Origin of the sequence: Enterobacter sp. I4 (assembly GCF_022669095.1) — a bacterium.
GTDB lineage: Bacteria > Pseudomonadota > Gammaproteobacteria > Enterobacterales > Enterobacteriaceae > Enterobacter > Enterobacter pasteurii.
Window position 1 is genome coordinate 2,492,803 of the sequence record NZ_JALBUO010000001.1, and the last position, 22,340, is coordinate 2,515,142.

Genomic DNA, 22,340 nt, shown 5'->3' on the forward strand with positions numbered 1-22,340 from the left:
CAATTACCTTGCTAAAACAGTGAAGGTTGCTGAGGTTCTTCGGTTTCAACCGCTTTGTTTGCGCGAATTTTGCGCAGCAGTCGCTGCCGACAGAGGCGTATCACCTCCTGCTTTTGCGCGTCGCTGAATTTTTGCCAGTTAAAACGCTCATCCCGCGTGCGCATGCACCCGCGGCAGTAACCTCGTTCATCAACCTGGCAAATCCCCCGGCACGGGCTCTGGACGGGGAAAAATTCCAGTTGCTCTGCCACTTCTACCTCCACAGCGTCACTATTTCCTACAGTGAAGACCCTAAACGACCCGCACGCAAGGGGCGGCAGCCACAAATATGACGTTAAGGTTTCGCTAATCTTCCCCTCTTATACTCGCCGCACTGATATAACGAATGGTCTGTTCATCATGTGGTTCACTAAGAAGTTACGCTGTAACGAAACGGTTTTCACCCTGGGCTGCGCGCTGTTCTTCACCGCGTTTAACGCGCTGTTTATACAGCGCAGCTGGGCAATAATTGCGCCAGCGCGCCTGCACGACCTGCTGTTTGCCGCCAGCGTACCGCTGGTGCTGTTCTGCGGCTGGGTAATCGTCTTTAGCGTGCTGAATATACCCTTTATTCGCAAGCCGCTGATGATTGTCCTGACCATGGGATGCGCCGCCGCGACCTATTTTATGTATACCTATGGCGCGGTTATCGATCGGAACATGATGGTGAACGTCTTCGAAACTAACTCTCAGGAGGCCACCGCCCTGGTGACGCCGCAGATGATCGTGTGGCTTGTGCTGGCGGGCCTGGTTCCGTCCATCATCTTAGCCCTGACGCGCATTCGAAGCGGAAAATGGTGGTACGCCCTGCTGATGCGGCTTGCCACCCTGCTCGGCGCGCTGCTGGCCATTATCCTGGTCGCGGCGGTATTTTATAAAGATTACGCTTCGCTGTTCCGCAATAATAAAAGCATCGTCAAAATGGTTACCCCGGCGAACTACGTAAGCGCCGTGGTCAAGTACGGTAAAATGCGCTGGTTCGCAGGCGATCGGACGCTGGTCCGCATTGGTCAGGATGCCCGTAAGGGCGCGCTAATTTCAGGCCAGCAAAAGAAAACCGTGCTGGTTCTCGTGGTGGGCGAAGCCTCCCGCGCCGAAAACTACTCGCTGAATGGTTACCGCCGTGAAACCAACCCGGAGCTTAAAAAGCAGGACGTCATCAACTTCCCCCAAGCCTCCTCCTGCGGCACGGAAACCGCCGTTTCCGTTCCCTGCATGTTCTCCGGTATGACGCGGAAAAAATACGATGCGGACCTGGCGCAACATCAGGAAGGCCTGCTTGACGTGCTTAACCACGCCGGGTTCAACCTGCTGTGGCGCGACAACGACGGCGGATGTAAAGGTGCCTGCGACCGCGTGCCGCATACGGACATGACCCAGTGGAATCTGGACTCGTACTGCAGGGACAAAGTCTGTATCGACGACGTAAACCTCTACCGCCTGGACAAAGTGCTGGATGGTCTGAAGCAGGACACGGTACTGGTGATCCACCTGATGGGAAGCCACGGCCCGGCCTATTACAACCGTTATCCGGACAGTTTCCGCAGGTTTACCCCGACCTGCGACACCAATGAAATTCAGAACTGCGATCATCAGGCGTTGATCAACACCTACGACAACTCAATTCTGTATACCGACAGCGTGGTCAGCAGGACTATCGACGCGCTGAAAGTCCGACAGGCCACCATGAACACGGCGCTGATTTACCTTTCCGATCACGGTGAGTCGCTGGGCGAAAGCGGAATTTATCTGCACGGCACGCCGTATATGCTGGCGCCGGAGCAGCAAACGCATATTCCGTTTATGTTCTGGCTCTCTGCGGATTACGTGAAAAACTTCGGTGTCAACACGGACTGCCTGCGTGACCATGCTGCAAAAGATGCGGTTTCACAGGACAATTTGTTCGCCACCGTTCTGGGGATGATGGATGTTAAATCAACGGTTTATCAACCGCAGCTGGATATTTTGTCGCAGTGCCGTCGCGATGCTGCCTTGCATTAGACCGAACGGTCTATTAGAGTGAAGTCATGAGCAGACATACAGAACACGATACCCGCGAACATTTACTGGCTACCGGCGAGCGCCTTTGCATGCATCGCGGATTTACCGGTATGGGGCTGAGCGAGTTGTTAAAAACCGCGGAAGTCCCTAAGGGATCGTTTTATCACTACTTCCGATCCAAAGAGGCGTTCGGCGTCGCCATGCTGGAGCGGCACTATGCCAGCTACCATCAGCGCCTGGCAACGCACTTCGCCAGCGGTGAAGGTAACTACCGGGATCGGGTTCTGAACTACTATCAGGAGACGCTGACGCAGTTCTGTCAGCAGGGCATCATCAGCGGCTGCCTGACGGTAAAACTGTCTGCCGAAGTGTGCGATCTTTCCGAAGATATGCGCACGGCCATGGATAAAGGTGCCAGCGGCGTTATCGCCCTGCTGGCGCAGGCGCTGGAGAAGGGTCGCGATGAGCAAACCCTCGCCTTCTTCGGCGATCCGTTAACGCAGGCGCAGGTGCTCTACTCACTCTGGTTAGGCGCTAACCTGCAGGCCAAGATTTCTCGCAGCGCCGTGCCGCTCGAAAGCGCGCTGGCACATGTGAAAAGCTGTATTACTGCGTCCGGCGCGTAGCCGGCATTTTTATTTATCCTTTTACTAGTCGACTGGTCTACTCAGGAGCCGTTATGTCCGCTGAAAAGTTATTTACCCCACTGAAAGTCGGTGCCGTTACCGCCCCAAACCGCGTATTTATGGCCCCGCTCACCCGTCTGCGCAGCATCGAGCCGGGCGATATCCCAACACCGTTGATGGGTGAATATTATCGTCAGCGCGCCAGCTCAGGCCTGATCATCTCTGAAGCCACGCAGATTTCTGCCCAGGCAAAAGGCTATGCCGGCGCGCCGGGCCTGCACAGCCCGGAACAAATTGCCGCGTGGAAAAAGATCACCGCGGGCGTACATGCTGAAGAGGGCCGTATTGCGGTACAGCTGTGGCACACTGGCCGTATCTCGCACAGCAGCATCCAGCCCGGCGGCCAGGCTCCGGTTTCTGCCTCTGCCCTGAACGCGAATACCCGTACCTCCCTGCGCGATGAAAACGGGAACGCGATCCGCGTCGATACCACCACCCCGCGCGCGCTGGAGCTGGACGAGATCCCGGGCATCGTGAACGATTTCCGTCAGGCCGTGGCCAATGCCCGTGAAGCCGGTTTCGATCTGGTTGAGCTGCACTCCGCGCACGGTTACCTGCTGCACCAGTTCCTCTCACCATCGTCTAACCAGCGTACCGACCAGTACGGCGGCAGCGTTGAAAACCGCGCGCGCCTGGTGCTTGAAGTGGTGGATGCTGTTTGCAACGAGTGGAGCGCAGACCGCATTGGTATTCGCGTTTCGCCGATCGGCACGTTCCAGAACGTCGACAACGGCCCGAATGAAGAAGCGGACGCGCTGTACCTGATTGAAGAGCTGGCAAAACGCGGCATTGCTTACCTGCACATGTCCGAGCCGGACTGGGCTGGCGGCAAGCCTTATAGCGAAGCCTTCCGCCAGAAGGTGCGCGAGCGCTTCCACGGCGTGATTATCGGCGCGGGTGCCTACACGGCGGAGAAAGCTGAAGATCTGATCGGCAAGGGTCTGATCGATGCCGTAGCCTTTGGCCGCGATTACATTGCTAACCCGGATCTGGTTGCCCGTTTGCAGAAGAAAGCGGAGCTGAACCCGCAGCGCCCTGAAAGTTTCTACGGCGGCGGCGCGGAAGGCTACACCGACTACCCTTCTCTCTAATCCCGCATTGCACATTGATAGCGGCGACATTTCGCCGCTATACTAAAACATCGTTTCTGTTCAAAAAGATAATCCAAACTGAGGAAATTATGCGCCTACTTCACACCATGCTGCGCGTTGGCGACCTGCAACGTTCCATCGATTTTTACACTAACGTTCTGGGCATGAAGCTGCTGCGCACCAGCGAAAACCCGGAATATAAATACTCCCTGGCGTTCGTGGGTTACGGTCCGGAGTCTGATGAAGCCGTCATTGAGCTGACGTACAACTGGGGCGTAGACAGCTACGAGCTGGGTACGGCTTACGGCCATATTGCGCTGGAAGTGGATAACGCGGCCGAAGCCTGCGAACGCATCCGCAGCAGCGGCGGTAACGTCACCCGTGAAGCGGGCCCGGTTAAAGGCGGCACCACCGTGATTGCCTTTGTTGAAGATCCGGACGGTTACAAAATCGAACTGATCGAAGCCAAAGACGCTGGTCGTGGTCTGGGCAACTGATCCCGCAGGGCGCACTATGCGCCCGTTGTTTTGCTGCATCGCCTCTCAAAATTTGCCATAATACGCACTGCTTTTTTCCCCTTGTAAGAGACCCTGATGTCCGATAATGCTCAATTTACCGGTCTGTGCGACCGTTTTCGTGGTTTTTATCCCGTTGTCATTGATGTTGAAACAGCCGGATTTAACGCTAAAACCGATGCGCTGCTTGAGATTGCCGCCATCACGCTGAAGATGGATGAACAGGGCTGGCTTGTACCGGACACCACGCTGCATTTCCACGTTGAACCCTTTGAAGGGGCAAACCTACAGCCGGAGGCGCTGGCCTTTAACGGTATCGATCCGACAAACCCGCTGCGCGGGGCGGTAAGTGAATACGAGGCGCTTCACGCCATTTTCAAAATGGTGCGCAAGGGCATGAAAGAGAGTGACTGTAGCCGCGCCATTATGGTCGCCCACAACGCCACGTTCGATCACAGCTTCACGATGGCCGCTGCGGAACGCGCCTCGCTGAAGCGTAACCCATTCCATCCGTTCGTCACGTTCGACACCGCCGCGCTGAGCGGCCTGGCGCTGGGCCAAACCGTGCTGTCCAAAGCCTGCATCACGGCGGGTATTGCGTTTGACGGCACCCAGGCGCATTCCGCGTTATACGACACCGAGCGTACGGCGGAGCTGTTCTGCGAGATCGTCAACCGCTGGAAGCGTCTGGGCGGCTGGCCCCTGCCGATGGGCGACAGCGAAGAGCAGGCATAAAAAAAGCGACCTCCTGAGGTCGCTTTTTTGTCCGCGCAGAAAACTTATTCTGCGTCCGGCTCTTCGGTTTTATACTTCGCCGCGGTCTCTTTGATCAGCTGCTGCAGTTCGCCGCGCTGATACATTTCAATCAGGATGTCGCATCCGCCAACCAGTTCACCGTCAACCCACAGCTGTGGGAAGGTAGGCCAGTTTGCGTATTTTGGCAGCTCAGCGCGAATGTCCGGGTTTTGCAGGATATCAACGTAAGCAAAACGCTCACCACAGGCAGACAGCGCCTGAACCGCTTGTGCGGAGAAGCCGCAGCTTGGCAGCTTCGGAGAACCTTTCATGTACAGGAGAATTGGGTTTTCAGCGATCTGGCGCTGAATTTTTTCAATAGTGGTGCTCATGTCTTGCTTCCTTTAACTTCTGTTACGGCATCAGTCTGACATTGTAGCGGGTCAGGCCGACATCGGAAAATAACATTTTTGTCACGTCTCATTATTTTATCTGCTATCGCGTAAAGATGCATTGCTAATGTCGTTTATCGCTGCCCGCAGCGCGGATTTGCTCAGGGAGCGAACAATTCTGCTACAGAACGATGAATTTTTTTGCACTTGCTAACGAAACAGCTTTTGAGAATGAAAAATGCTATTAACTTATTCTGATTTTTTGGATTAGAATCGACACGTTTTGTAAATCATACGCGGGTATTATTGATAGCCTGCATTCATCAGGGGACTGCCCAGTGGCGCGGATAACGAAAATCTCGATGACGCTCTGTGCTTTACTGTTTACCACACTCTCATTTGCGCCAGCGGCGAACGCCTCTGAACAGGCGCGACACTCTGCCGTACAAAAAACGCATCTGGCAAAAAACGCAGAAAAAAAGAAAAAAACCACCGGCAAAACCGTTAAAAAGAAATCCACCGCGAAAACGAAGAAGACTGCCTCCACCACATCAAAAACGCTCCGCTCCAGCACGCGCAACACCACCCGCACTGCCGCCAGATCCGCTTCCGAAAAATGCATCGTGCGCAAAGGCCATAAAACCAAATGCACAAAAGTGACGAAGCTGGCCGACGCGCATAAGGTTCGCATGCAGAAGGCGCAAAAAACGGCGATGAATAAGCTGATGGGGCAAATTGGTAAACCGTACCGCTGGGGCGGCACCTCCCCGCGCACCGGTTTTGACTGTAGCGGGCTGGTTTATTATGCCTATAAGGATCTGGTGAAATTCCGCATTCCGCGCACCGCAAACGAAATGTACCATCTGCGCGACGCCGCCCCGGTTAACCGTGGCGAACTGCAAAACGGCGACCTGGTGTTCTTCCGCACCCAGGGACGCGGCACGGCTGACCACGTTGGCGTGTACGTGGGTAACGGTAAGTTCATCCAGTCACCGCGCAGCGGCCGGGACATTCAGATCACCTCTCTCAGCGAAGATTACTGGGTGCGCCACTACGTGGGCGCGCGACGCGTCATGACGCCGAAAACCATCCGCTAAACCCTGCCCTGCCGCATCCGTGGCAGGGTAAGTTCCTCTTTTGCATACCCTTTCAATTTGCTATTCTGTCCATGTTGTCTGTAGGGTTATTGGCAACGTATAAAACTATAAGGAGAGAAGCAATGTCGTTCGAATTACCTGCACTACCGTATGCAAAAGACGCCCTGGCCCCGCACATTTCTGCGGAAACCCTGGAGTACCATTACGGCAAACATCACCAGACCTATGTCACCAACCTGAATAACCTGATCAAGGGCACCGATTTTGAAGGCAAAACGCTGGAAGAGATCGTGCGCAGCTCAGACGGTGGCGTATTCAACAACGCCGCTCAGGTGTGGAACCATACGTTCTACTGGCACTGCCTGGCACCCAATGCTGGCGGAGAGCCAGCCGGCGAGCTGGCCGAAGCCATTAACGCCGCATTCGGCAGCTTCGCCGAGTTCAAGGCGAAGTTTACCGACGCCGCGGTTAAAAACTTCGGCTCCGGCTGGACCTGGCTGGTGAAGGAGGCCGATGGAAAACTGGCTATCGTTTCCACCTCAAATGCAGGCACCCCGCTCACCACCAGCGCAACGCCGCTGATGACCGTGGACGTGTGGGAACACGCTTACTACATCGATTACCGTAACGCGCGTCCTAACTACCTGGAGCACTTCTGGGCACTGGTTAACTGGGAGTTTGTTGCGAAGAACTTCGCCGCGTAAGAGACACGCAGAAGGGGAGACCCTTCTGCGTTTTTGTTTATTCAGCGGTGCACGCTGCTTCAGGCTGTTTGCGACCGGACATCAGCACCAGCAGCAGGCCGAGTGCGGCAATGATTGCGCCCATCACCGGAACGAAGCTGTAGCCCAGCCCCCCGGAAATGACCGCCCCGCCGGCAGCCGCGCCCAGCGCATTGCCGAGGTTAAACGCACCGATATTGACCGAAGAAGAGAGCCCAGGAGCCTCGTGCGCGACGCGCATTACGCGCATCTGCAGCGGCGGTACCACGGCAAAAGTCGCTGCGCCCCACACCACCATGGCAATTGCGGCACCCACTTCGTTACGCGCCAGCCACGGGATCGCAATCATGATCGCAATCAGCAGGGTTAAGAAACCCTTCAGCGTCCCGCTGACGGAGCGGTCCGCCAGCTTCCCGCCAAGATAGTTACCGATGGAGAAGCCCACGCCAATCAGCACCAGCATCGCGGTAATAAATACCGGCGTCGCGTGGGTGATATCGTGCAGCACCGGGGAGATATAGGTGTAGAGCGTAAACATCGCCCCTGCTCCCAGCACCGTGGTGAGCAGCGCAGAAAGCACCTGAGGACGCATCAGCACAGCCAGCTCTTTACGCACTTCCGGACGCTCACCGGCGCTCCCTTTCGGCAGAGAGAAGAACAGCGCCACCATCGCAATTACGCCGAGCGCCGCGGTTGCGAGGAAAGACATACGCCAGCCGATCGTCTCACCCAGCCAGGTGGCTGCGGGCACGCCGCCGATATTGGCGATGGTCAGCCCCATAAACATAGTGGCCACCGCGCTGGCCTGCTTATGTTTTGGCACCACGCTGGCGGCCACAACCGATCCCAGCCCGAAGAACGCGCCGTGGTTAAGGCTGGTCAAAATGCGTGAGAGCATCAGGGTGGTGTAATCCGGTGAAATCGCGGAAAGCACGTTCCCCAGGGTGAAAATCGCCATCAGGAAAATCAGCGCATTGCGGCGCGCGCGGTGCGAAAGCAGCAGCGTCATCAGCGGCGCCCCTACCATCACGCCAACCGCGTAGGCGCTGATTAACATACCGGCCGCAGGGATTGAGACGTCCACGCCCCGGGCTATAACAGGCAATAACCCCATTGGGGAAAACTCAGTGGTGCCAATCCCAAAAGCGCCAATCGCCAGGGCCAGCAGTGGAAAATTGATTTTCATGAATGAACTCCGGAAACCGTGCCATAACGCGACACAGAATTAAGAAGTCAAAAGCATGACATCAATCACAAAAAATGAGAAGTTAACATTTTGGCAAAAGATTTTTGCCGGAGGGGTAACAATCGCACAAAGCGAGGGAGAAAGCTCTCCCCCGTCTGAATCAGTGCAGCGCAGCGGTTAAACCACCCGCAACGATAAGAGCAAGAACAACAATGGTGGTAAACAGCGAAAACTTAAGATCGGTACTCATCAATTTTTCTCCTTTTATTCACCCTACGAAAAGTGAGCCTGCTCATTTTTACACAGTTCAGGTCAAAAATCTTCCAGGATTTAAGCGGATATCCACTTTACCTCTTCCCCTTTTCATCAAGATAGGACAAAATTCCACGCTAAATTTATTAGCGTACCGGCCATTGACCCCCTCCTGACGTCCTGTGTCGTTTTCCCGGCGTGTCGCAACTCAAGATTGCGTAATAAGGGTGAGAGAAGGCAAACGTTTACCTTCAAGTTTTTCAGGAGCTTAGGATATGGTCTGGAGTGACATTTAATGGCAACAATTAAAGACGTAGCAAAACGCGCAAACGTTTCCACTACAACCGTATCACATGTTATTAACAAAACGCGTTTCGTCGCAGAAGAGACGCGTAATGCCGTGTGGGCAGCGATCAAAGAACTGCACTACTCGCCGAGTGCCGTTGCGCGCAGCCTGAAGGTTAATCACACGAAATCGATTGGCCTGCTGGCTACCAGCAGTGAAGCGGCCTACTTTGCTGAAATCATCGAAGCCGTTGAGAAAAACTGCTTCCAGAAAGGCTACACCCTGATTCTGGGCAACGCGTGGAACAACATTGAGAAACAGCGCGCTTACCTGTCGATGATGGCGCAAAAGCGCGTGGACGGCCTGCTGGTGATGTGTTCTGAATACCCTGAGTCGGTCCTTTCCATGCTGGAAGAGTATCGCCACATTCCAATGGTGGTGATGGACTGGGGCGAAGCGCGCGCCGATTTCACCGATTCGGTGATTGATAACGCCTTCGAAGGCGGTTACATGGCGGGTCGTTACCTGGTGGAACGCGGTCACCGCGAAATTGGCGTGATCCCGGGCCCGCTGGAGCGCAACACCGGCGCTGGCCGCCTGGCCGGTTTTATGAAGGCGATGGAAGAAGCGATGATCGTCGTGCCGGAAAACTGGATCGTGCAGGGCGACTTCGAGCCGGAGTCCGGCTACCGCGCCATGCAGCAGATCGTTTCCCAGCAGCATCGCCCTACCGCGGTGTTCTGCGGCGGCGACATCATGGCGATGGGCGCGCTCTGTGCGGCGGACGAGCTGGGCCTGCGCGTGCCGCAGGACATTTCGGTGATCGGCTATGATAACGTGCGCAACGCCCGCTTCTTCACCCCGGCGCTGACCACCATTCACCAGCCGAAAGACTCTCTGGGTGAAACGGCCTTCAATATGCTGATGGACAGGATCGTCAACAAGCGTGAACAGTCCCAGTCCATTGAAGTCCACCCGCGCCTGATTGAACGCCGCTCCGTTGCGGACGGCCCGTTCCGCGACTACCGTCGTTAATCATTTCTCGGGGCCAGCTACGCTGGTCCCCGTAACCACTCCCGGTTCAGCGTTTCGCTGTCTCCCAGATAATCCAGCAGCCAGGCCATCGCGGGCGATACGTCATTTTGCTGCCAGGTCAGACAGCAGGCTGCGTCCGGGAAGGGATTTTCCAGCGTCAGGGCCACCCACTCCCCCGTGTCGATGCGCGGACGCGCAACGTGTACCGGCACCATCCCAACGCACAGCCCCGCGCTCAGGCAGGTGGCTGACGACTCCCAGTCCGGCGCGACTACCCGGCGCTGATTGTCCAGCAGCCAGGTAATGCGCTTGGGCAGCGAACGGGAGGTATCCTCCAGCACCAGCGACGGCCAGTTGCGTAACGTGTCGTCACTCAGCGGCCCCTCCATCGCCGCCAGCGGGTGATCGCGCGCCACGACGCAAGTCCAGCTCAGCATGCCCATGTCGCGAAACGCATAGCGCCCGCCAACCGGGATGGCCTGCGTGGCGCCTATCGCCATCTCTGCCCGGCCGTCCGCCAGCGCATCCCAGACCCCGTTGAACACTTCCTGCGAAACGCGCAGCTCAACGTCGGAAAAATGGCGATAAAAATCGACGATCATCTGCCGGGTACGCTCCGGCTTAACGATGTTATCCACCGCAATGGAAAGGTGTCCGCGCCAGCCGTTAGCGATCTGCTGGCACTGCTCGCGGGTGATCTGCATTTTTTTGATAACAGACCGCCCTTCTTTCAAAAACCACGCCCCGGCGGGCGTCAGTTCAACGTCGCGATGGCGCCGCTCGAACAGCGGGACCGCGAGCCACTCTTCCAGCTGCCGCACCGTATAGCTGATTGCCGAGGGAACGCGGTGCAGCTCCTGCGCGGCACCGGTAAAGCTGCCGTTACGGGCCACGGCATCGACCACTTCAAGGGAATAATCTGACCACATTTTCTGCCTGCAAAATTTTTGAATGCACTCGCCAAATATTAGCGTTTCACAAGCCGCTTTGCACTCCCTACACTCTGCGGCAACGTACACCTGCCTCCTCAGGAGAATAAATAGTGCAACCCAGGAAAGGATTTTTAGTCTGGCTCGGCGGCTTAAGCGTGCTGGGCTTTCTGGCGACCGACATGTATCTGCCCGCGTTCGCCGCGATGCAGGAAGATTTGCAAACCCCTGCCGCCGCCATCAGCGCCAGCCTGAGCCTGTTCCTCGCAGGCTTCGCTTTTGCGCAGCTGCTATGGGGACCGCTGTCGGATCGTTTTGGCCGTAAGCCCGTTCTGTTGCTGGGGCTGGCGATATTTGCCGTTGGCTGTCTGGGCATGCTGTGGGTTCGCGATGCCGCCTGGCTACTGGCGCTGCGCTTCATTCAGGCAGTCGGGGTCTGCGCCGCAGCGGTCACGTGGCAGGCGCTGGTTACCGACTATTATCCGGCCTCGCGCACTAACCGTATTTTCGCCACCATTATGCCGCTGGTTGGCCTGTCGCCGGCGCTCGCCCCGCTGCTGGGCAGCTGGATCCTGGCACACTTCGACTGGCAGGCCATTTTCGCCACGCTGTTCGCCATCACGCTGGTGCTGATGCTGCCCGCGTTTGCGCTTAAGCCTGCGCATAAAAAAGAGGCGCATCCGGACGCGAAGCCGGTCACCTTCACCTCCTTACTGCGGGCTAAGGCCTATCGCGGCAACGTGCTGATTTACGCCGCCTGCTCCGCCAGCTTCTTCGCATGGCTGACCGGTTCGCCGTTTATTCTGCATGACATGGGCTACAGCCCGGCGGCTATCGGCCTGAGCTACGTTCCGCAGACCATCGCCTTCCTGGTGGGCGGCTACGGCTGTCGCGCCGCGCTGCAAAAATGGGAAGGCCAGCAGATGCTTCCCTGGCTGCTGGTGCTCTACGCGTTAAGCGTGATCGCGACCTGGGCCGTTGGCTTTATTCCGGGCGCCGGGCTTGCTGAAATTTTGATTCCGTTCTGCGTCATGGCGATCGCAAACGGTGCCATCTACCCTATCGTTGTGGCTCAGGCGCTGCGCCCGTTCCCGCAGGCGACGGGCCGCGCTGCCGCGCTGCAAAATACCCTGCAGCTGGGTCTGTGCTTCCTGGCAAGCCTGGTGGTCTCCGCGCTGATTGCAACACCGCTGCTCACGACCACCAGCGTCATGCTGGCCACCGTTGCGCTGGCAGGTCTGGGCTATCGCATGCAGTCATCAGCGCATCGTGAGCAGAATCAAGACGCGCACAGAGAAACGTCGCACGCCTGATTGCACAGGAAATTATGTTAAAAACCAGTGATTAGGTTGCTAACAATTTTCTGTTGAATCACCAAATTTAGAGGCCTATACTAAATTTGGTTCGATTAAATACGATAAATATTAAGTGTTAACGGGAGCCGGAGCGCTCCCGTTTTACCATGGACGGCTTTTCGGCAAGGGAAATCTCCCTTCCTCTGTTCTACGTCGGATATTAGCCTCGCGGGCATTTACCGTGAGATTTCTCACAAACCAAAAAAAGCGTCTACGCTGTTTTAAGGTTCTGATCACAGCAAGGTGATGGAGAAGCTATGAGTTCATCGTGTATAGAAGAAGTCAGCGTTCCGGACGATAACTGGTCCCGGATCGTCAGTGAACTGTTGGGACGTGCGGGCATTACGATTAATGGCTCATCCCCCTCCGATCCCCAGGTTAAACATCCCGATTTTTTTAAACGCGTTTTGCAGGAGGGATCGTTAGGGCTGGGCGAAAGCTATATGGACGGCTGGTGGGAGTGTGAACGGCTGGATATGTTCTTCTCCAGCGTATTACGCGCCGGTCTTGAAAATCAGCTCCCTCGTCACTTCAAAGATACGCTGCGTATCGCCTCCGCTCGCCTGTTCAATCTGCAAAGTAAAAAGCGGGCGTGGATCGTCGGCAAAGAGCATTACGACCTGGGTAACGATCTGTTCAGCCGGATGCTCGACCCGTTAATGCAGTACTCCTGCGGATACTGGAAAAAAGCAACGTCGCTGGAACAGGCGCAGCAGGATAAACTACAGCTGATCTGCGACAAACTGCAGCTGCAGCCCGGCATGCGGGTGCTGGACATTGGCTGCGGCTGGGGCGGTCTCGCCTGGTTTATGGCGACGCATTACGGCGTCAGCGTGGTGGGCGTCACGATATCGGCCGAACAGCAGAAGATGGCGCAGGAGCGCTGCCTGGGCCTGGATGTTGATATTCGGCTTCAGGATTACCGTGACCTGAACGAGCAGTTTGACCGCATCGTTTCCGTTGGCATGTTCGAGCACGTGGGTCCGAAGAACTACAAAACCTATTTTGAGGTGGCCGACCGTAACCTGAAGCCTGACGGTATTTTCCTGTTACATACCATCGGCTCTAAGCGCACCGACAACAATGTGGATCCCTGGATCAATAAATACATCTTCCCGAACGGCTGTTTACCCTCCGTACGCCAGATAGCGAACGCCAGCGAACCGCATTTCATCGTGGAAGACTGGCATAACTTTGGCGCAGATTACGATACCACCCTGATGGCGTGGCACGAGCGTTTCCAGGCCGCGTGGCCTGAAATTGCCGACAACTATTCGGAACGATTCAAACGAATGTTTAGCTATTACCTGAATGCCTGCGCTGGCGCGTTCCGCGCGCGGGATATACAGCTATGGCAGGTGGTGTTTAGCCGGGGCATTGAGCACGGCCTGCGGGTGGCCCGCTAAAAAAATAACCCCGGCTACCCGGGGTTATTTTTTATTCTTCTTCCACGGCCTTTATTATCGCCGCTTCTTTCGCCGCCAGCACGCGCTCAACGGTATCCACGACCGCCTGGGTCTGGGGATCAATTTCGATATTCACGCGCTGCCCCAGCTTTTTTGCTCCGAGCGTTGTGCGCTGCAGCGTTTCAGGAATTAAATGCACGCAAAAACGCGTTGGCGTCACTTCACCTACGGTCAGGCTAATCCCATCGATGCCAATAAATCCTTTATAGAGGATGTATTTCATTAATGACGGATCCTGCACCTTAAACCAGATTTGACGGTTATTTTCCGAGGTGACAATTTTCGCCACCTCTGCGGTGGTCATAATATGGCCCGACATCAGATGCCCGCCAATCTCGTCGCTAAACTTAGCCGCACGCTCGACGTTTACGATATCGCCCGGCACAAGCTCGCCGAGGTTAGTAATGCGCAGCGTCTCTTTCATTAAATCAAAGCTGATCCGGTTACCGTTAATTTCGGTTACCGTCAGGCAGCAGCCGTTATGCGCAATCGACGCACCGGTTTCGATGCCGTCGAGCATATATTCAGGTAGCTCAACCACGTGAGTACGGAAATTTGGTTTTTCATCAATGGACACCACTTTGGCAGTGCCCTGCACAATACCAGTAAACATGCTTACAGCTCCTGTTCATTCCGGACGGCGATAACGCCGTTTAATCCCACCACAATAACAGTTGAAAAAACAGGTTGCCAGCGATGCGCAATTTCTGACGTTTTTTTCACTAGATAATTAGTTAAACCCCGCTACAATAGCTGGCATCCCTCTGTTTTTTCTTCTTGCTGCCAGTTACGGCGGCCTTTTTAGTCTCTCAAATAACTACAATACAAAGGTGTTCACGTGCAGAAGTATATGATCGAAGCGCGTCAGTTATTGGCACTGGCAATACCGGTGATCGTCGCGCAGGTAGCCCAAACCGCAATGGGATTTGTGGATACGGTGATGGCCGGTGGGTACAGCGCCACCGATATGGCCGCCGTGGCGATCGGAACCTCAATCTGGCTTCCGGCCATTCTGTTTGGCCACGGCCTGCTGCTGGCGCTGACGCCAGTTATTGCGCAGCTCAACGGCTCTGGCCGACGCGAGCGCGTGGCCCATCAGGTTCGCCAGGGCTTCTGGCTGGCCGGGATTGTCTCCATTCTGATTATGATTGTCCTGTGGAACGCCGGGTATATCATCCGCGCTATGCATAATATCGACCCGGCGCTGGCGGATAAGGCGGTAGGTTATCTGCGCGCCCTGCTCTGGGGCGCACCCGGCTATCTGTTCTTCCAGGTGGCGCGCAACCAGTGTGAGGGGCTGGCAAAAACCAAACCGGGCATGGTGATGGGCTTTATCGGCCTGCTGGTCAACATTCCGGTGAACTACATCTTTATCTACGGTCATTTTGGCATGCCGGAACTCGGCGGCGTAGGCTGTGGCGTGGCGACGGCTGCGGTGTACTGGGTGATGTTTGGCTGCATGCTCACCTACATCAAACATTCACGCTCCATGCGAGACATTCGTAACGACACCGCCTTCAGCACGCCTGACTGGTCGATGATGACCCGCCTTACCCAGCTGGGTCTGCCTATTGCGCTGGCGCTGTTCTTTGAAGTGACGCTGTTTGCCGTCGTCGCTCTGCTGGTTTCGCCACTGGGCATTATTGACGTGGCAGGTCACCAGATCGCCCTGAACTTCAGCTCGCTGATGTTCGTTCTGCCGATGTCGCTGGCCGCTGCGGTGACGATCCGCGTGGGCTTCCGTCTGGGACAAGGCTCAACGCTGGATGCGCAAACGGCGGCCCGCACCGGGCTGGGCGTCGGCGTCTGCATGGCGGTCTGTACCGCGCTCTTCACCGTGCTGCTGAGAGAGCAAATCGCCCTGCTCTACAACGATAATCCGGAGGTGGTGACGCTCGCATCGCACCTGATGCTGCTGGCTGCCCTGTACCAGATCTCTGACTCCATCCAGGTCATCGGCAGCGGCGTGCTGCGCGGTTATAAAGATACGCGCTCCATCTTCTTTATCACCTTTATTGCGTACTGGGTGCTGGGTTTACCCTGCGGGTATATTCTGGCGCTGACGGATCTGGTCGTAAACCGCATGGGGCCAGCCGGGTTCTGGATGGGCTTTATCATCGGCTTAACCTCGGCGGCCATTATGATGATGCTGCGCATGCGCTTCCTGCAACGTCAGCCTTCCGCGGTGATTTTGCAGCGCGCTGCACGTTAAACACGCGGTAGCCGCCGGATGGCGGCTACTTTCTCTTCACTTTGCGCGGTAATGAAGCAATCGCGTGAAATCAGAGAGAAAAATGCGTTTTCCCTCTTGCCACCATGGTGCTGTGCCGCTAATATTCGTCCCCGTTGTCACCGACAACACGTTGCGTTCATAGCTCAGTTGGTTAGAGCACCACCTTGACATGGTGGGGGTCGTTGGTTCGAGTCCAATTGAACGCACCATTCTGCGTCCGTAGCTCAGTTGGTTAGAGCACCACCTTGACATGGTGGGGGTCGGTGGTTCGAGTCCACTCGGACGCACCATTTCAGTTCTGAAATGGTGCAAATTTCCTCTTCTGAATATCTTAATTTCTCCCTTCATTGAATGACTTAGCCTTTCTCCTGCTACGCTTGTTATATGGTTCAGAAACGCAGGAACGCTTTCGATGAAAAAAATTGCCATTATCGGCTCAGGCCCAACAGGGATTTACACCTTCTACTCTCTTCTTGGCAACGCAGCGCCACTGTCCGTCACCGTGTTTGAGAAAGCAGACCAGCCCGGCGTCGGTATGCCCTACAGCGATGAGGATAACTCCCGGCTGATGCTGGCGAATATCGCCAGTATTGAAATTCCGCCCATTTTTATCAGCTACCTCGAATGGCTAAAGCAGCAAAATGCAGCTCACCTTGCCCGCTATAGCGTCGACAAAGAGACGCTGCACGACCGGCAGTTCCTGCCGCGCATTTTGCTGGGTGAATATTTTCACGATCGGTTTCTTGCCGTTGTCGCGGAGGCAAAAAAGGCGGGATTTCACGTCGAGGTTCATCCCAACGCTGAAGTCACGGATATCAAGGCTGACGCAGACGGCGTGGCCCTTTCAGTGAACGATGCTCCGTTCTCCAGGAGGTTTGATCTTGCCGTGGTCGCCACCGGTCACGTCTGGCCTGATGAAGAGGAAGCCACCCGCACCTTTTTCCCAAGCCCCTGGTCAGGGCTGATGGACGCGGAGATCCGCGCCTGCGAGGTGGGGATCATGGGCACGTCCCTCAGCGGGCTGGACGCGGCCATGGCGGTCGTGATGCAGCATGGTCAGTTTACCGGGGAGCAGTTCATTCTGAATAAGGGCAGCGAGGCGTTAAAAATCGTGCTCATGTCCCGCACCGGCGTGCTGCCGGAGGCCGACTTTTACTGCCCCATCCCTTACGAGCCGCTGTCCGTATTAACCGAGGCCGTGGCTGAGAGCGAAATAGCAAAAGGGCCGGACGGACTGCTTGACCGCATTTTTGCGCTGATGGTGAAAGAGCTTGAGCGTGCCGATCCGCAGTGGTGCCGGGCAATCTCCCTAAGCACGCTGAATGCCGACACGCTTCGCGATGTCTGGTTTGAGGATCGCAAAAAGCACGGGCCGTTCACATGGGCCGAAGCGAATCTGAAAGAAGTGGAGCGAAATAAGCGCGAAAAACGTACCGTCGCCTGGCGCTACACCGTGCTACGCCTGCATGAGGTGGTTCAGGCGATTGTCCCTTTACTGAACGAACGGGACAGAGCGCGGTTTAAGTCCGGGCTGGAACGCGTGTTTATTGATAACTATGCCGCTATACCCCCGCAGTCTATCCGCCGGCTGCTGGCGCTGCGTGAAGCGGGGATCGTCAGCGTGGTTACGCTCGGTGATGATTACGATCTGGATATCGGCAGCGATCAAACCGTCATCACCACGAAAGAAAAGAGTTATCGCTTTGACGTGTTTATTGACGCGCGCGGGCAAAAGCCGCTCAAAAATAAGCATATTCCCTTCCCGACGCTGCGCAAACAGCTTGAGGAAACCGGCGATGAGATACCGGACGTTGGGGAAGACTACACGCTGCTGGCACCAGCGTCTCTGCGCGGGCGTATAGCCTTTGGGGCGATTCCGTGGCTGATGCACGATCGTCCGTTTGTACAGGGGTTGTCAGAGTGTGCTGAAATTGGTCAGGCGATGGCGAAGGCGGCGGTAAATCCTGCTTCGGGAGTGCGCCGCAGGTTACCTTTTGCGGAGTATTAAAAGGGCATCCCTGCCCTGAGCGTCGGATTACTCGAAGTACACTTCCGGGTTTTCCGACAGCGATACGAACGTTTTGGTGTTCTTGTCCAGGGCAAGAATTTTGCCGCTTTCAATATCATACACCCAGCCGTGCAGGCGAATGGCGTTGTTGCGCAGGCCTACCGCCACGGACGGATGGGTCTTGATGTTGCTCAGCTGCGCAAAAACGTTCTCCTGCACCATCGCATTCACTTTGTCGATCGGCTTATCCCAGGCTTTCTTCTCCACCACCGCTTTTGCCGCATCGGAATAGCGCAGCCAGTGGGAAACGGCCGGCATTGGCTCCAGATCGGCGTTGTCAGCAATCGCCTTCATCGCACCGCAGTTTGAGTGGCCGCAGATAACGATGTCGGTTACGCCCAGCGCCACCACCGCGTACTCGATTGTCGCAGAGACACCGCCTGGCTCCGGCCCGAACGGAGGCACGATATTGCCGGCGTTTCGAATGACAAAGAGCTGTCCTGGCTCTTGCTGGGTAACCAGTTCCGGGACCAGACGGCTGTCGGAGCAGGAGATGAACAGCGCTTTGGGATTCTGACTGGACGCTAAACTACGAAAGAGCTCTTTACGTTGCGGGAAAATCTCTTTTTGAAAGCTGAGAAAACCTTCAATGATATGTTGCATAGCCATTTCTCTTTTATCTGTTTTAGTTTAGGTATGATCGCGATCACACTCGTAAAATTTAACCACCGTGCCTTAGCGGAGACAAGCAATATATTTCTGGCCCGACCGCTGGACTATCTCATCCGCGCTCGCCGCTATGTTTTGCCCCTCAAACGCCCCGTACAGGCGCGCAAACTTTTTCCCCGTAAGCCTGCGGGTCACGGACTCGACGGTGCTGGCAGGCAGCGGCAGCATATTCGGATAGCTCCACATGAACGACACGGCGTCTTTACCCGGCGTGACCTGCAAGATGTCCCCCGCCAGCAACACGCCCTCCCCCGACTGCCAGTGCAGCACCGTGCCGCCGGCAAAATGGCCGCCAAGCCGCAGCAGGGTCACTGACGGCAAAATTTCAAGAGCGTCGTCTTCCCAGAAGCGTATCGCCGGGCTGTCGCGCATTACCCACTGCCGATCGCTGGCGTGAAGGTAGATCGGTGCGTTAAACGCTCCGGCCCACTCCTGCATGGTGGTGTAGTAATGCGGATGCGAAATCGCGATCGCGCTAATCCCGCCGAGCGCTTCAACCAGCGTTATGGTCGCCGGATCGAGGTTAGCGATGCAGTCCCACAGGATATTGCCGTGCGGCGTGCGCAGCAGGATTGCCCGCTGGTTGATGGCAAAGGACGGTACGGTTTTGATGCTGAACAGATGGGGCTCCAGCTGCTGCCATTTGTTAACGTGCGTGGCGGTAAGGCTGTTGAAATCTATCCATGCCTGCCCCGTTACCGGAACATACTGACGCTCATCGTCACAAACTGGACAGTTAATGGGCTGTTCATCGTAAGCGGTACCGCAGGTTTTACAGAGCGTAATCATCAGCTTTCCTCAGCAATAAAGCTCTGAGTATGGCAGGGATTATCCTTATGTGCTGCGAGGTGCACTGCCCGGTTTTTTTGGCTTATACTCTGCCGGTATCAAAAACTGAAAACGCAGGTGCCACATGGAAATTGATCTCGATAACTTAGTCTTTAACGGGCTGGATGAAGCAGAAGAGCGTAACGCGGAACGTCTTGACGACGCGGATAAAAAAGCCCAGGCGATCGTCGCCGATGACGACTGCGGCGATGCCTGCAAGATCTGAATACAGAGCACCGGCCATGCCGGTGCTTTTTTTATGAATTACTGTCCGGCCCCGTCAATGGCCGCCTGGGCACAGGCTTCATCAAGATGACCGCCCGGCGCGCCGCCGATGCCAATCGCCCCAATCACCTCATCGCCCTCTTTTATAGGTAAACCACCCGCCAGCAGCAGGAAGCCGGGAACATCACGCATATTCTGCGCGCCCGCGTTAGTCTGTGCAGCTTCCATTACCTTACCTGACGCGTTTTTCGTACTCAGCGCGGTATAGGCCTTCATTTCGCTGGCTTTTACCGTATGTGGGCCAGCGTTATCCGTGCGCTGCACCGCCTTAACAACCCCTGCGCGGTCAACCACGGTCACCGTAACCTGATAGTGCTTTGCCATACAGGCCTGAACGGCGGACGTTGCCAGCGCGTTAGCCTGTGCCAGAGAGAGGCTTTTCTGATTCAGCGCATCCGCCCGTGCAGCCAGGCTTACGCTACCCGCGACCAGTGCCGCTACCATCAATACTTTTTTCATTGCACTTCCTCGAGTGTTGGGAGACAACCCGAGATTACTGAAGCGCGCGTCTACGCGTAATTCGGTTGATTACGCACTCCACCTGGTAGTTATACGGATTGCAATTTGTCATATTCCCGGCTCGCCTGAACCAGGCTGCTGACGCCAAGCTTGGCAAACGCCGCCGCGCGGTGCGCTTCCACGGTCCTCGGGGAGAGGTTAAGACGCGCAGCCGCCTCTTTGTTGCTGCATCCTTCCATCAGCACGCTCAGCACCTCGTGCTCCCGCGCGGTTAGCTGTTCGAATCGCGCTTTAATCCGCGAGATATCCTGCCAGGCGGCAGATCGCCGCAGGCTCTCTTCGAAAGCCATGCCAACCGTTTCGATAAGCCTGTCGGCATCCAGGGGTTTGGTGAAGAACTCAAACACGCCGTTGCGAAACGCGCGACGGCAGGCGTCGACCGTTCCGTGCCCGGTCATGATAACGACCGGCAGCAGCGGCCAGGGCCATTCACCCTCTTCCAGCCAGGCAAGCCCGCCCTTGCCCGGCATGCGCATATCCAGCAGCAGACAGCCGACAAGCGCCGTTTCGCCGCCGTGCGCCAGCGTAAAGGCATCGACGCTCTCGAATGCCTTAACCTGCCAGCCCATTCCGGAGAGTAAAAACGTCAATGATTCCCTGATGGACTCATCGTCATCGATGAGCCAGACCACCTTATCCATGCTTTGTCTCCTTACCTTCTGCCAGCTGCAACCGGATCTGCGCCCCGCCCTGCGGGGCGTTGCCCAGCGCGATCGAGCCGTTCATGCGGGTTATTAGCGTTTCCGTTAACGTCATCCCCAGCCCCGTTCCGCCGGGGCGTCCGCTAAAGAAGGGCATAAAGGCGTTTTGCAGGGCCTCCGGGCTAAATCCCGGCCCGCCGTCGGTAAGCGTGACCAGAATGCCCTTCTCGTTTTTCTGGCTGTCGATCCGCACCCAGCCGTGCGTGCTCTCCTGCTGAGCCTGAATCGCGTTGCTGAGCAGGTTGTGCAGTATCTGCTCCAGCCAGAGCCTGTCTGCCAGCACGGTCGTGGCATCCGCTGCAAACGCATGGATGACCGCGATACGGTTCGATTTGCGCTCGTGCTCCAGCAGGCTCTCAACCTGCTGCCAGCACTGCACCAGATCGGTTTCGCGCAGGGTCACCTTCTCCTGTACCACATGCTCGCGAAAGCGCGTCAGCAGGGCGCTGATGCGCTGCGTTTGCAGCAGCGCGGCCGCAAGCGCCTGCGGCACGGCCTGCGGATTAGCCTCGAGCTGTCGCTGCGCCCCCTGGATCCAGGTTTGCACGGCGGTAAGCGGCTGGTTAATTTCATGGACAATGCCCGCGGTGATCTCCCCCAGCGTGTTAAGCCTGGCATGCTGATAATAGCGGGCGCGCTGCTCGGCCTGCTGCCGCTGTTTGCGCTGCCAGAGCACGCTTCCCACGCCCGCAATCGCTACCCCCCACGTCAGAAAGAGCAGCAGGTAAGGCAGCAGGGAAACGCTGAACCAGTCAGGCTCTGCCTCGGCTGTAAGAACGAAGGGCTGGGTATGCTGCGGGAAAGCGCGCTGCCAGCGCCAGAAAGCGCCGGAGGATGGCGGATCATCGCCGTTCGTGACGTTAAGATGCAGCTGCGCGAAGCTATGGCGCGCGGGAATCAGCGCGCTTAGGTCGACCAGCACGCGTATCTGCCGCCAGGGATTGTATAACCAGTACCGCACCCCGCTAAACGGCTCCACGCGCGGGGCGTCCAGCGCACGCCCCGCGGTTTTTTCCAGGGCCAGGACAGAAGGAAACTTTTTGCGTAACGCGGAGATATCTTCATCGCCGCTCAGAAGCGGAAGCACCGATTCGTTTTGCGTCAGCACCGCGCCGATCGCCGAATAGCGTGCCGTAAACTCGCGATCGCGCTCCCAGTACTGGCGACGTATCTGTTCCGCATACAGCAGCACACCGCTTATCAGGCAGACCGCCACCCATGCAGCGATGCTGCGCTTTATCATCTTTTTT

General features: G+C 56.4%; 24 protein-coding genes and 2 tRNA genes. 15 read left to right on the forward strand and 11 right to left on the reverse strand.

Going from position 1 to position 22,340, the window contains the following annotated elements; genetic code table 11:
- Nucleotides 1–11: 11 nt before the first annotated feature.
- A complete protein-coding gene (locus MOQ06_RS11800) occupies nucleotides 12–251 on the reverse strand; it encodes a DUF1289 domain-containing protein (RefSeq protein ID WP_148418916.1) in 240 nt (79 codons plus the stop codon).
- 148 nt (nucleotides 252–399) lie between these two features.
- Between MOQ06_RS11800 and eptA the strand changes: the two genes are divergently transcribed.
- From eptA to rnt, 5 genes are all read left to right on the forward strand, one after another.
- Nucleotides 400–2,040, forward strand: a complete 1,641-nt coding sequence (gene eptA / locus MOQ06_RS11805; RefSeq protein ID WP_242173090.1) for a phosphoethanolamine transferase EptA — start codon at nucleotides 400–402, stop codon at nucleotides 2,038–2,040.
- Nucleotides 2,041–2,066: 26 nt separating this feature from the next.
- Nucleotides 2,067–2,666: a TetR/AcrR family transcriptional regulator gene (locus tag MOQ06_RS11810; protein ID WP_193356207.1), complete on the forward strand. Its 600-nt coding sequence runs from the start codon at nucleotides 2,067–2,069 to the stop codon at nucleotides 2,664–2,666.
- Between the two features lie 53 nt (nucleotides 2,667–2,719).
- Nucleotides 2,720–3,817, forward strand: a complete 1,098-nt coding sequence (locus tag MOQ06_RS11815; RefSeq protein ID WP_148418922.1) for an alkene reductase — start codon at nucleotides 2,720–2,722, stop codon at nucleotides 3,815–3,817.
- 89 nt (nucleotides 3,818–3,906) lie between these two features.
- Nucleotides 3,907–4,314, forward strand: a complete 408-nt coding sequence (gene gloA, locus MOQ06_RS11820) for a lactoylglutathione lyase (protein WP_148418923.1) — start codon at nucleotides 3,907–3,909, stop codon at nucleotides 4,312–4,314.
- A gap of 96 nt (nucleotides 4,315–4,410) precedes the next feature.
- Nucleotides 4,411–5,067 (forward strand): ribonuclease T, encoded by a 657-nt coding sequence (rnt, locus tag MOQ06_RS11825; protein ID WP_148418925.1) that lies wholly within the window; start codon nucleotides 4,411–4,413, stop codon nucleotides 5,065–5,067.
- A 44-nt stretch (nucleotides 5,068–5,111) separates the two neighbouring features.
- Here rnt and grxD read toward each other — a convergent pair whose 3' ends face one another.
- Nucleotides 5,112–5,459 carry a monothiol glutaredoxin 4 gene (gene grxD, locus MOQ06_RS11830; protein WP_003832760.1) on the reverse strand — a complete coding sequence of 116 codons (348 nt, stop codon included), beginning with the start codon at nucleotides 5,457–5,459 and terminating at the stop codon, nucleotides 5,112–5,114.
- Nucleotides 5,460–5,797: 338 nt separating this feature from the next.
- On the opposite strand from grxD, the gene MOQ06_RS11835 reads away from it, so the two are divergent.
- Both MOQ06_RS11835 and sodB read left to right on the forward strand, forming a co-directional pair.
- Nucleotides 5,798–6,556: a C40 family peptidase gene (locus MOQ06_RS11835; RefSeq protein WP_242173092.1), complete on the forward strand. Its 759-nt coding sequence runs from the start codon at nucleotides 5,798–5,800 to the stop codon at nucleotides 6,554–6,556.
- Between the two features lie 122 nt (nucleotides 6,557–6,678).
- On the forward strand, nucleotides 6,679–7,260 hold the full coding sequence (gene sodB, locus MOQ06_RS11840) for a superoxide dismutase [Fe] (RefSeq protein ID WP_148418929.1): 582 nt from the start codon (nucleotides 6,679–6,681) through the stop codon (nucleotides 7,258–7,260).
- A gap of 37 nt (nucleotides 7,261–7,297) precedes the next feature.
- Here the strand turns inward: sodB and MOQ06_RS11845 are convergent, their stop codons facing one another.
- Nucleotides 7,298–8,464, reverse strand: a complete 1,167-nt coding sequence (locus MOQ06_RS11845) for an MFS transporter (RefSeq protein WP_148418931.1) — start codon at nucleotides 8,462–8,464, stop codon at nucleotides 7,298–7,300.
- 160 nt (nucleotides 8,465–8,624) lie between these two features.
- Nucleotides 8,625–8,714 (reverse strand): YnhF family membrane protein, encoded by a 90-nt coding sequence (locus MOQ06_RS11850; protein WP_003857632.1) that lies wholly within the window; start codon nucleotides 8,712–8,714, stop codon nucleotides 8,625–8,627.
- A gap of 297 nt (nucleotides 8,715–9,011) precedes the next feature.
- Between MOQ06_RS11850 and purR the strand changes: the two genes are divergently transcribed.
- A complete protein-coding gene (gene purR, locus MOQ06_RS11855; protein ID WP_148418933.1) occupies nucleotides 9,012–10,037 on the forward strand; it encodes an HTH-type transcriptional repressor PurR in 1,026 nt (341 codons plus the stop codon).
- A 17-nt stretch (nucleotides 10,038–10,054) separates the two neighbouring features.
- On the opposite strand, the gene punR is transcribed toward purR, so the two are convergent.
- Nucleotides 10,055–10,966, reverse strand: coding sequence for a DNA-binding transcriptional activator PunR (gene punR / locus MOQ06_RS11860; protein WP_242173094.1), 912 nt, complete (start codon nucleotides 10,964–10,966; stop codon nucleotides 10,055–10,057).
- A 113-nt stretch (nucleotides 10,967–11,079) separates the two neighbouring features.
- On the opposite strand from punR, the gene punC reads away from it, so the two are divergent.
- Together punC and cfa are read left to right on the forward strand one after the other, a co-directional pair.
- A complete protein-coding gene (gene punC / locus MOQ06_RS11865; protein ID WP_242173097.1) occupies nucleotides 11,080–12,279 on the forward strand; it encodes a purine nucleoside transporter PunC in 1,200 nt (399 codons plus the stop codon).
- A gap of 299 nt (nucleotides 12,280–12,578) precedes the next feature.
- Complete coding sequence (cfa, locus tag MOQ06_RS11870; RefSeq protein ID WP_148418939.1) at nucleotides 12,579–13,727, forward strand: cyclopropane fatty acyl phospholipid synthase; 1,149 nt, start codon at nucleotides 12,579–12,581, stop codon at nucleotides 13,725–13,727.
- Nucleotides 13,728–13,758: 31 nt separating this feature from the next.
- Here the strand turns inward: cfa and MOQ06_RS11875 are convergent, their stop codons facing one another.
- Nucleotides 13,759–14,400, reverse strand: a complete 642-nt coding sequence (locus MOQ06_RS11875) for a riboflavin synthase subunit alpha (protein WP_242173099.1) — start codon at nucleotides 14,398–14,400, stop codon at nucleotides 13,759–13,761.
- Nucleotides 14,401–14,625: 225 nt separating this feature from the next.
- On the opposite strand from MOQ06_RS11875, the gene mdtK reads away from it, so the two are divergent.
- The 4 genes from mdtK (at nucleotide 14,626) to MOQ06_RS11895 (ending at nucleotide 18,028) form a co-directional block, all read left to right on the forward strand.
- Complete coding sequence (mdtK, locus tag MOQ06_RS11880; protein WP_242173102.1) at nucleotides 14,626–15,999, forward strand: MdtK family multidrug efflux MATE transporter; 1,374 nt, start codon at nucleotides 14,626–14,628, stop codon at nucleotides 15,997–15,999.
- 153 nt (nucleotides 16,000–16,152) lie between these two features.
- A tRNA-Val gene (locus MOQ06_RS11885) sits at nucleotides 16,153–16,229 on the forward strand.
- Nucleotides 16,230–16,233: 4 nt separating this feature from the next.
- A tRNA-Val gene (locus tag MOQ06_RS11890) sits at nucleotides 16,234–16,310 on the forward strand.
- A 122-nt stretch (nucleotides 16,311–16,432) separates the two neighbouring features.
- Nucleotides 16,433–18,028 carry an FAD-NAD(P)-binding protein gene (locus MOQ06_RS11895; protein ID WP_242173104.1) on the forward strand — a complete coding sequence of 532 codons (1,596 nt, stop codon included), beginning with the start codon at nucleotides 16,433–16,435 and terminating at the stop codon, nucleotides 18,026–18,028.
- Between the two features lie 27 nt (nucleotides 18,029–18,055).
- Here the strand turns inward: MOQ06_RS11895 and MOQ06_RS11900 are convergent, their stop codons facing one another.
- Together MOQ06_RS11900 and MOQ06_RS11905 are read right to left on the reverse strand one after the other, a co-directional pair.
- Nucleotides 18,056–18,691: a carbonic anhydrase gene (locus MOQ06_RS11900; protein WP_148418947.1), complete on the reverse strand. Its 636-nt coding sequence runs from the start codon at nucleotides 18,689–18,691 to the stop codon at nucleotides 18,056–18,058.
- 72 nt (nucleotides 18,692–18,763) lie between these two features.
- A complete protein-coding gene (locus MOQ06_RS11905) occupies nucleotides 18,764–19,546 on the reverse strand; it encodes an MBL fold metallo-hydrolase (protein WP_242173106.1) in 783 nt (260 codons plus the stop codon).
- 124 nt (nucleotides 19,547–19,670) lie between these two features.
- On the opposite strand from MOQ06_RS11905, the gene MOQ06_RS11910 reads away from it, so the two are divergent.
- The gene (locus MOQ06_RS11910; protein WP_003857665.1) at nucleotides 19,671–19,811 is read left to right on the forward strand and encodes a hypothetical protein; all 141 of its coding nucleotides are present in this window, start codon (nucleotides 19,671–19,673) and stop codon (nucleotides 19,809–19,811) included.
- Between the two features lie 38 nt (nucleotides 19,812–19,849).
- Here MOQ06_RS11910 and MOQ06_RS11915 read toward each other — a convergent pair whose 3' ends face one another.
- The 3 genes from MOQ06_RS11915 to MOQ06_RS11925 form a co-directional block, all read right to left on the reverse strand.
- Nucleotides 19,850–20,329, reverse strand: coding sequence for a heme-binding protein (locus MOQ06_RS11915; protein ID WP_176610526.1), 480 nt, complete (start codon nucleotides 20,327–20,329; stop codon nucleotides 19,850–19,852).
- Nucleotides 20,330–20,418: 89 nt separating this feature from the next.
- A complete protein-coding gene (locus MOQ06_RS11920) occupies nucleotides 20,419–21,030 on the reverse strand; it encodes a LuxR C-terminal-related transcriptional regulator (RefSeq protein WP_148418953.1) in 612 nt (203 codons plus the stop codon).
- Nucleotides 21,023–22,333, reverse strand: a complete 1,311-nt coding sequence (locus tag MOQ06_RS11925; protein WP_242173108.1) for an ATP-binding protein — start codon at nucleotides 22,331–22,333, stop codon at nucleotides 21,023–21,025. Before MOQ06_RS11925 ends, MOQ06_RS11920 begins: the two co-directional genes overlap by 8 nt.
- Between the last annotated feature and the right edge of the window lie 7 nt (nucleotides 22,334–22,340).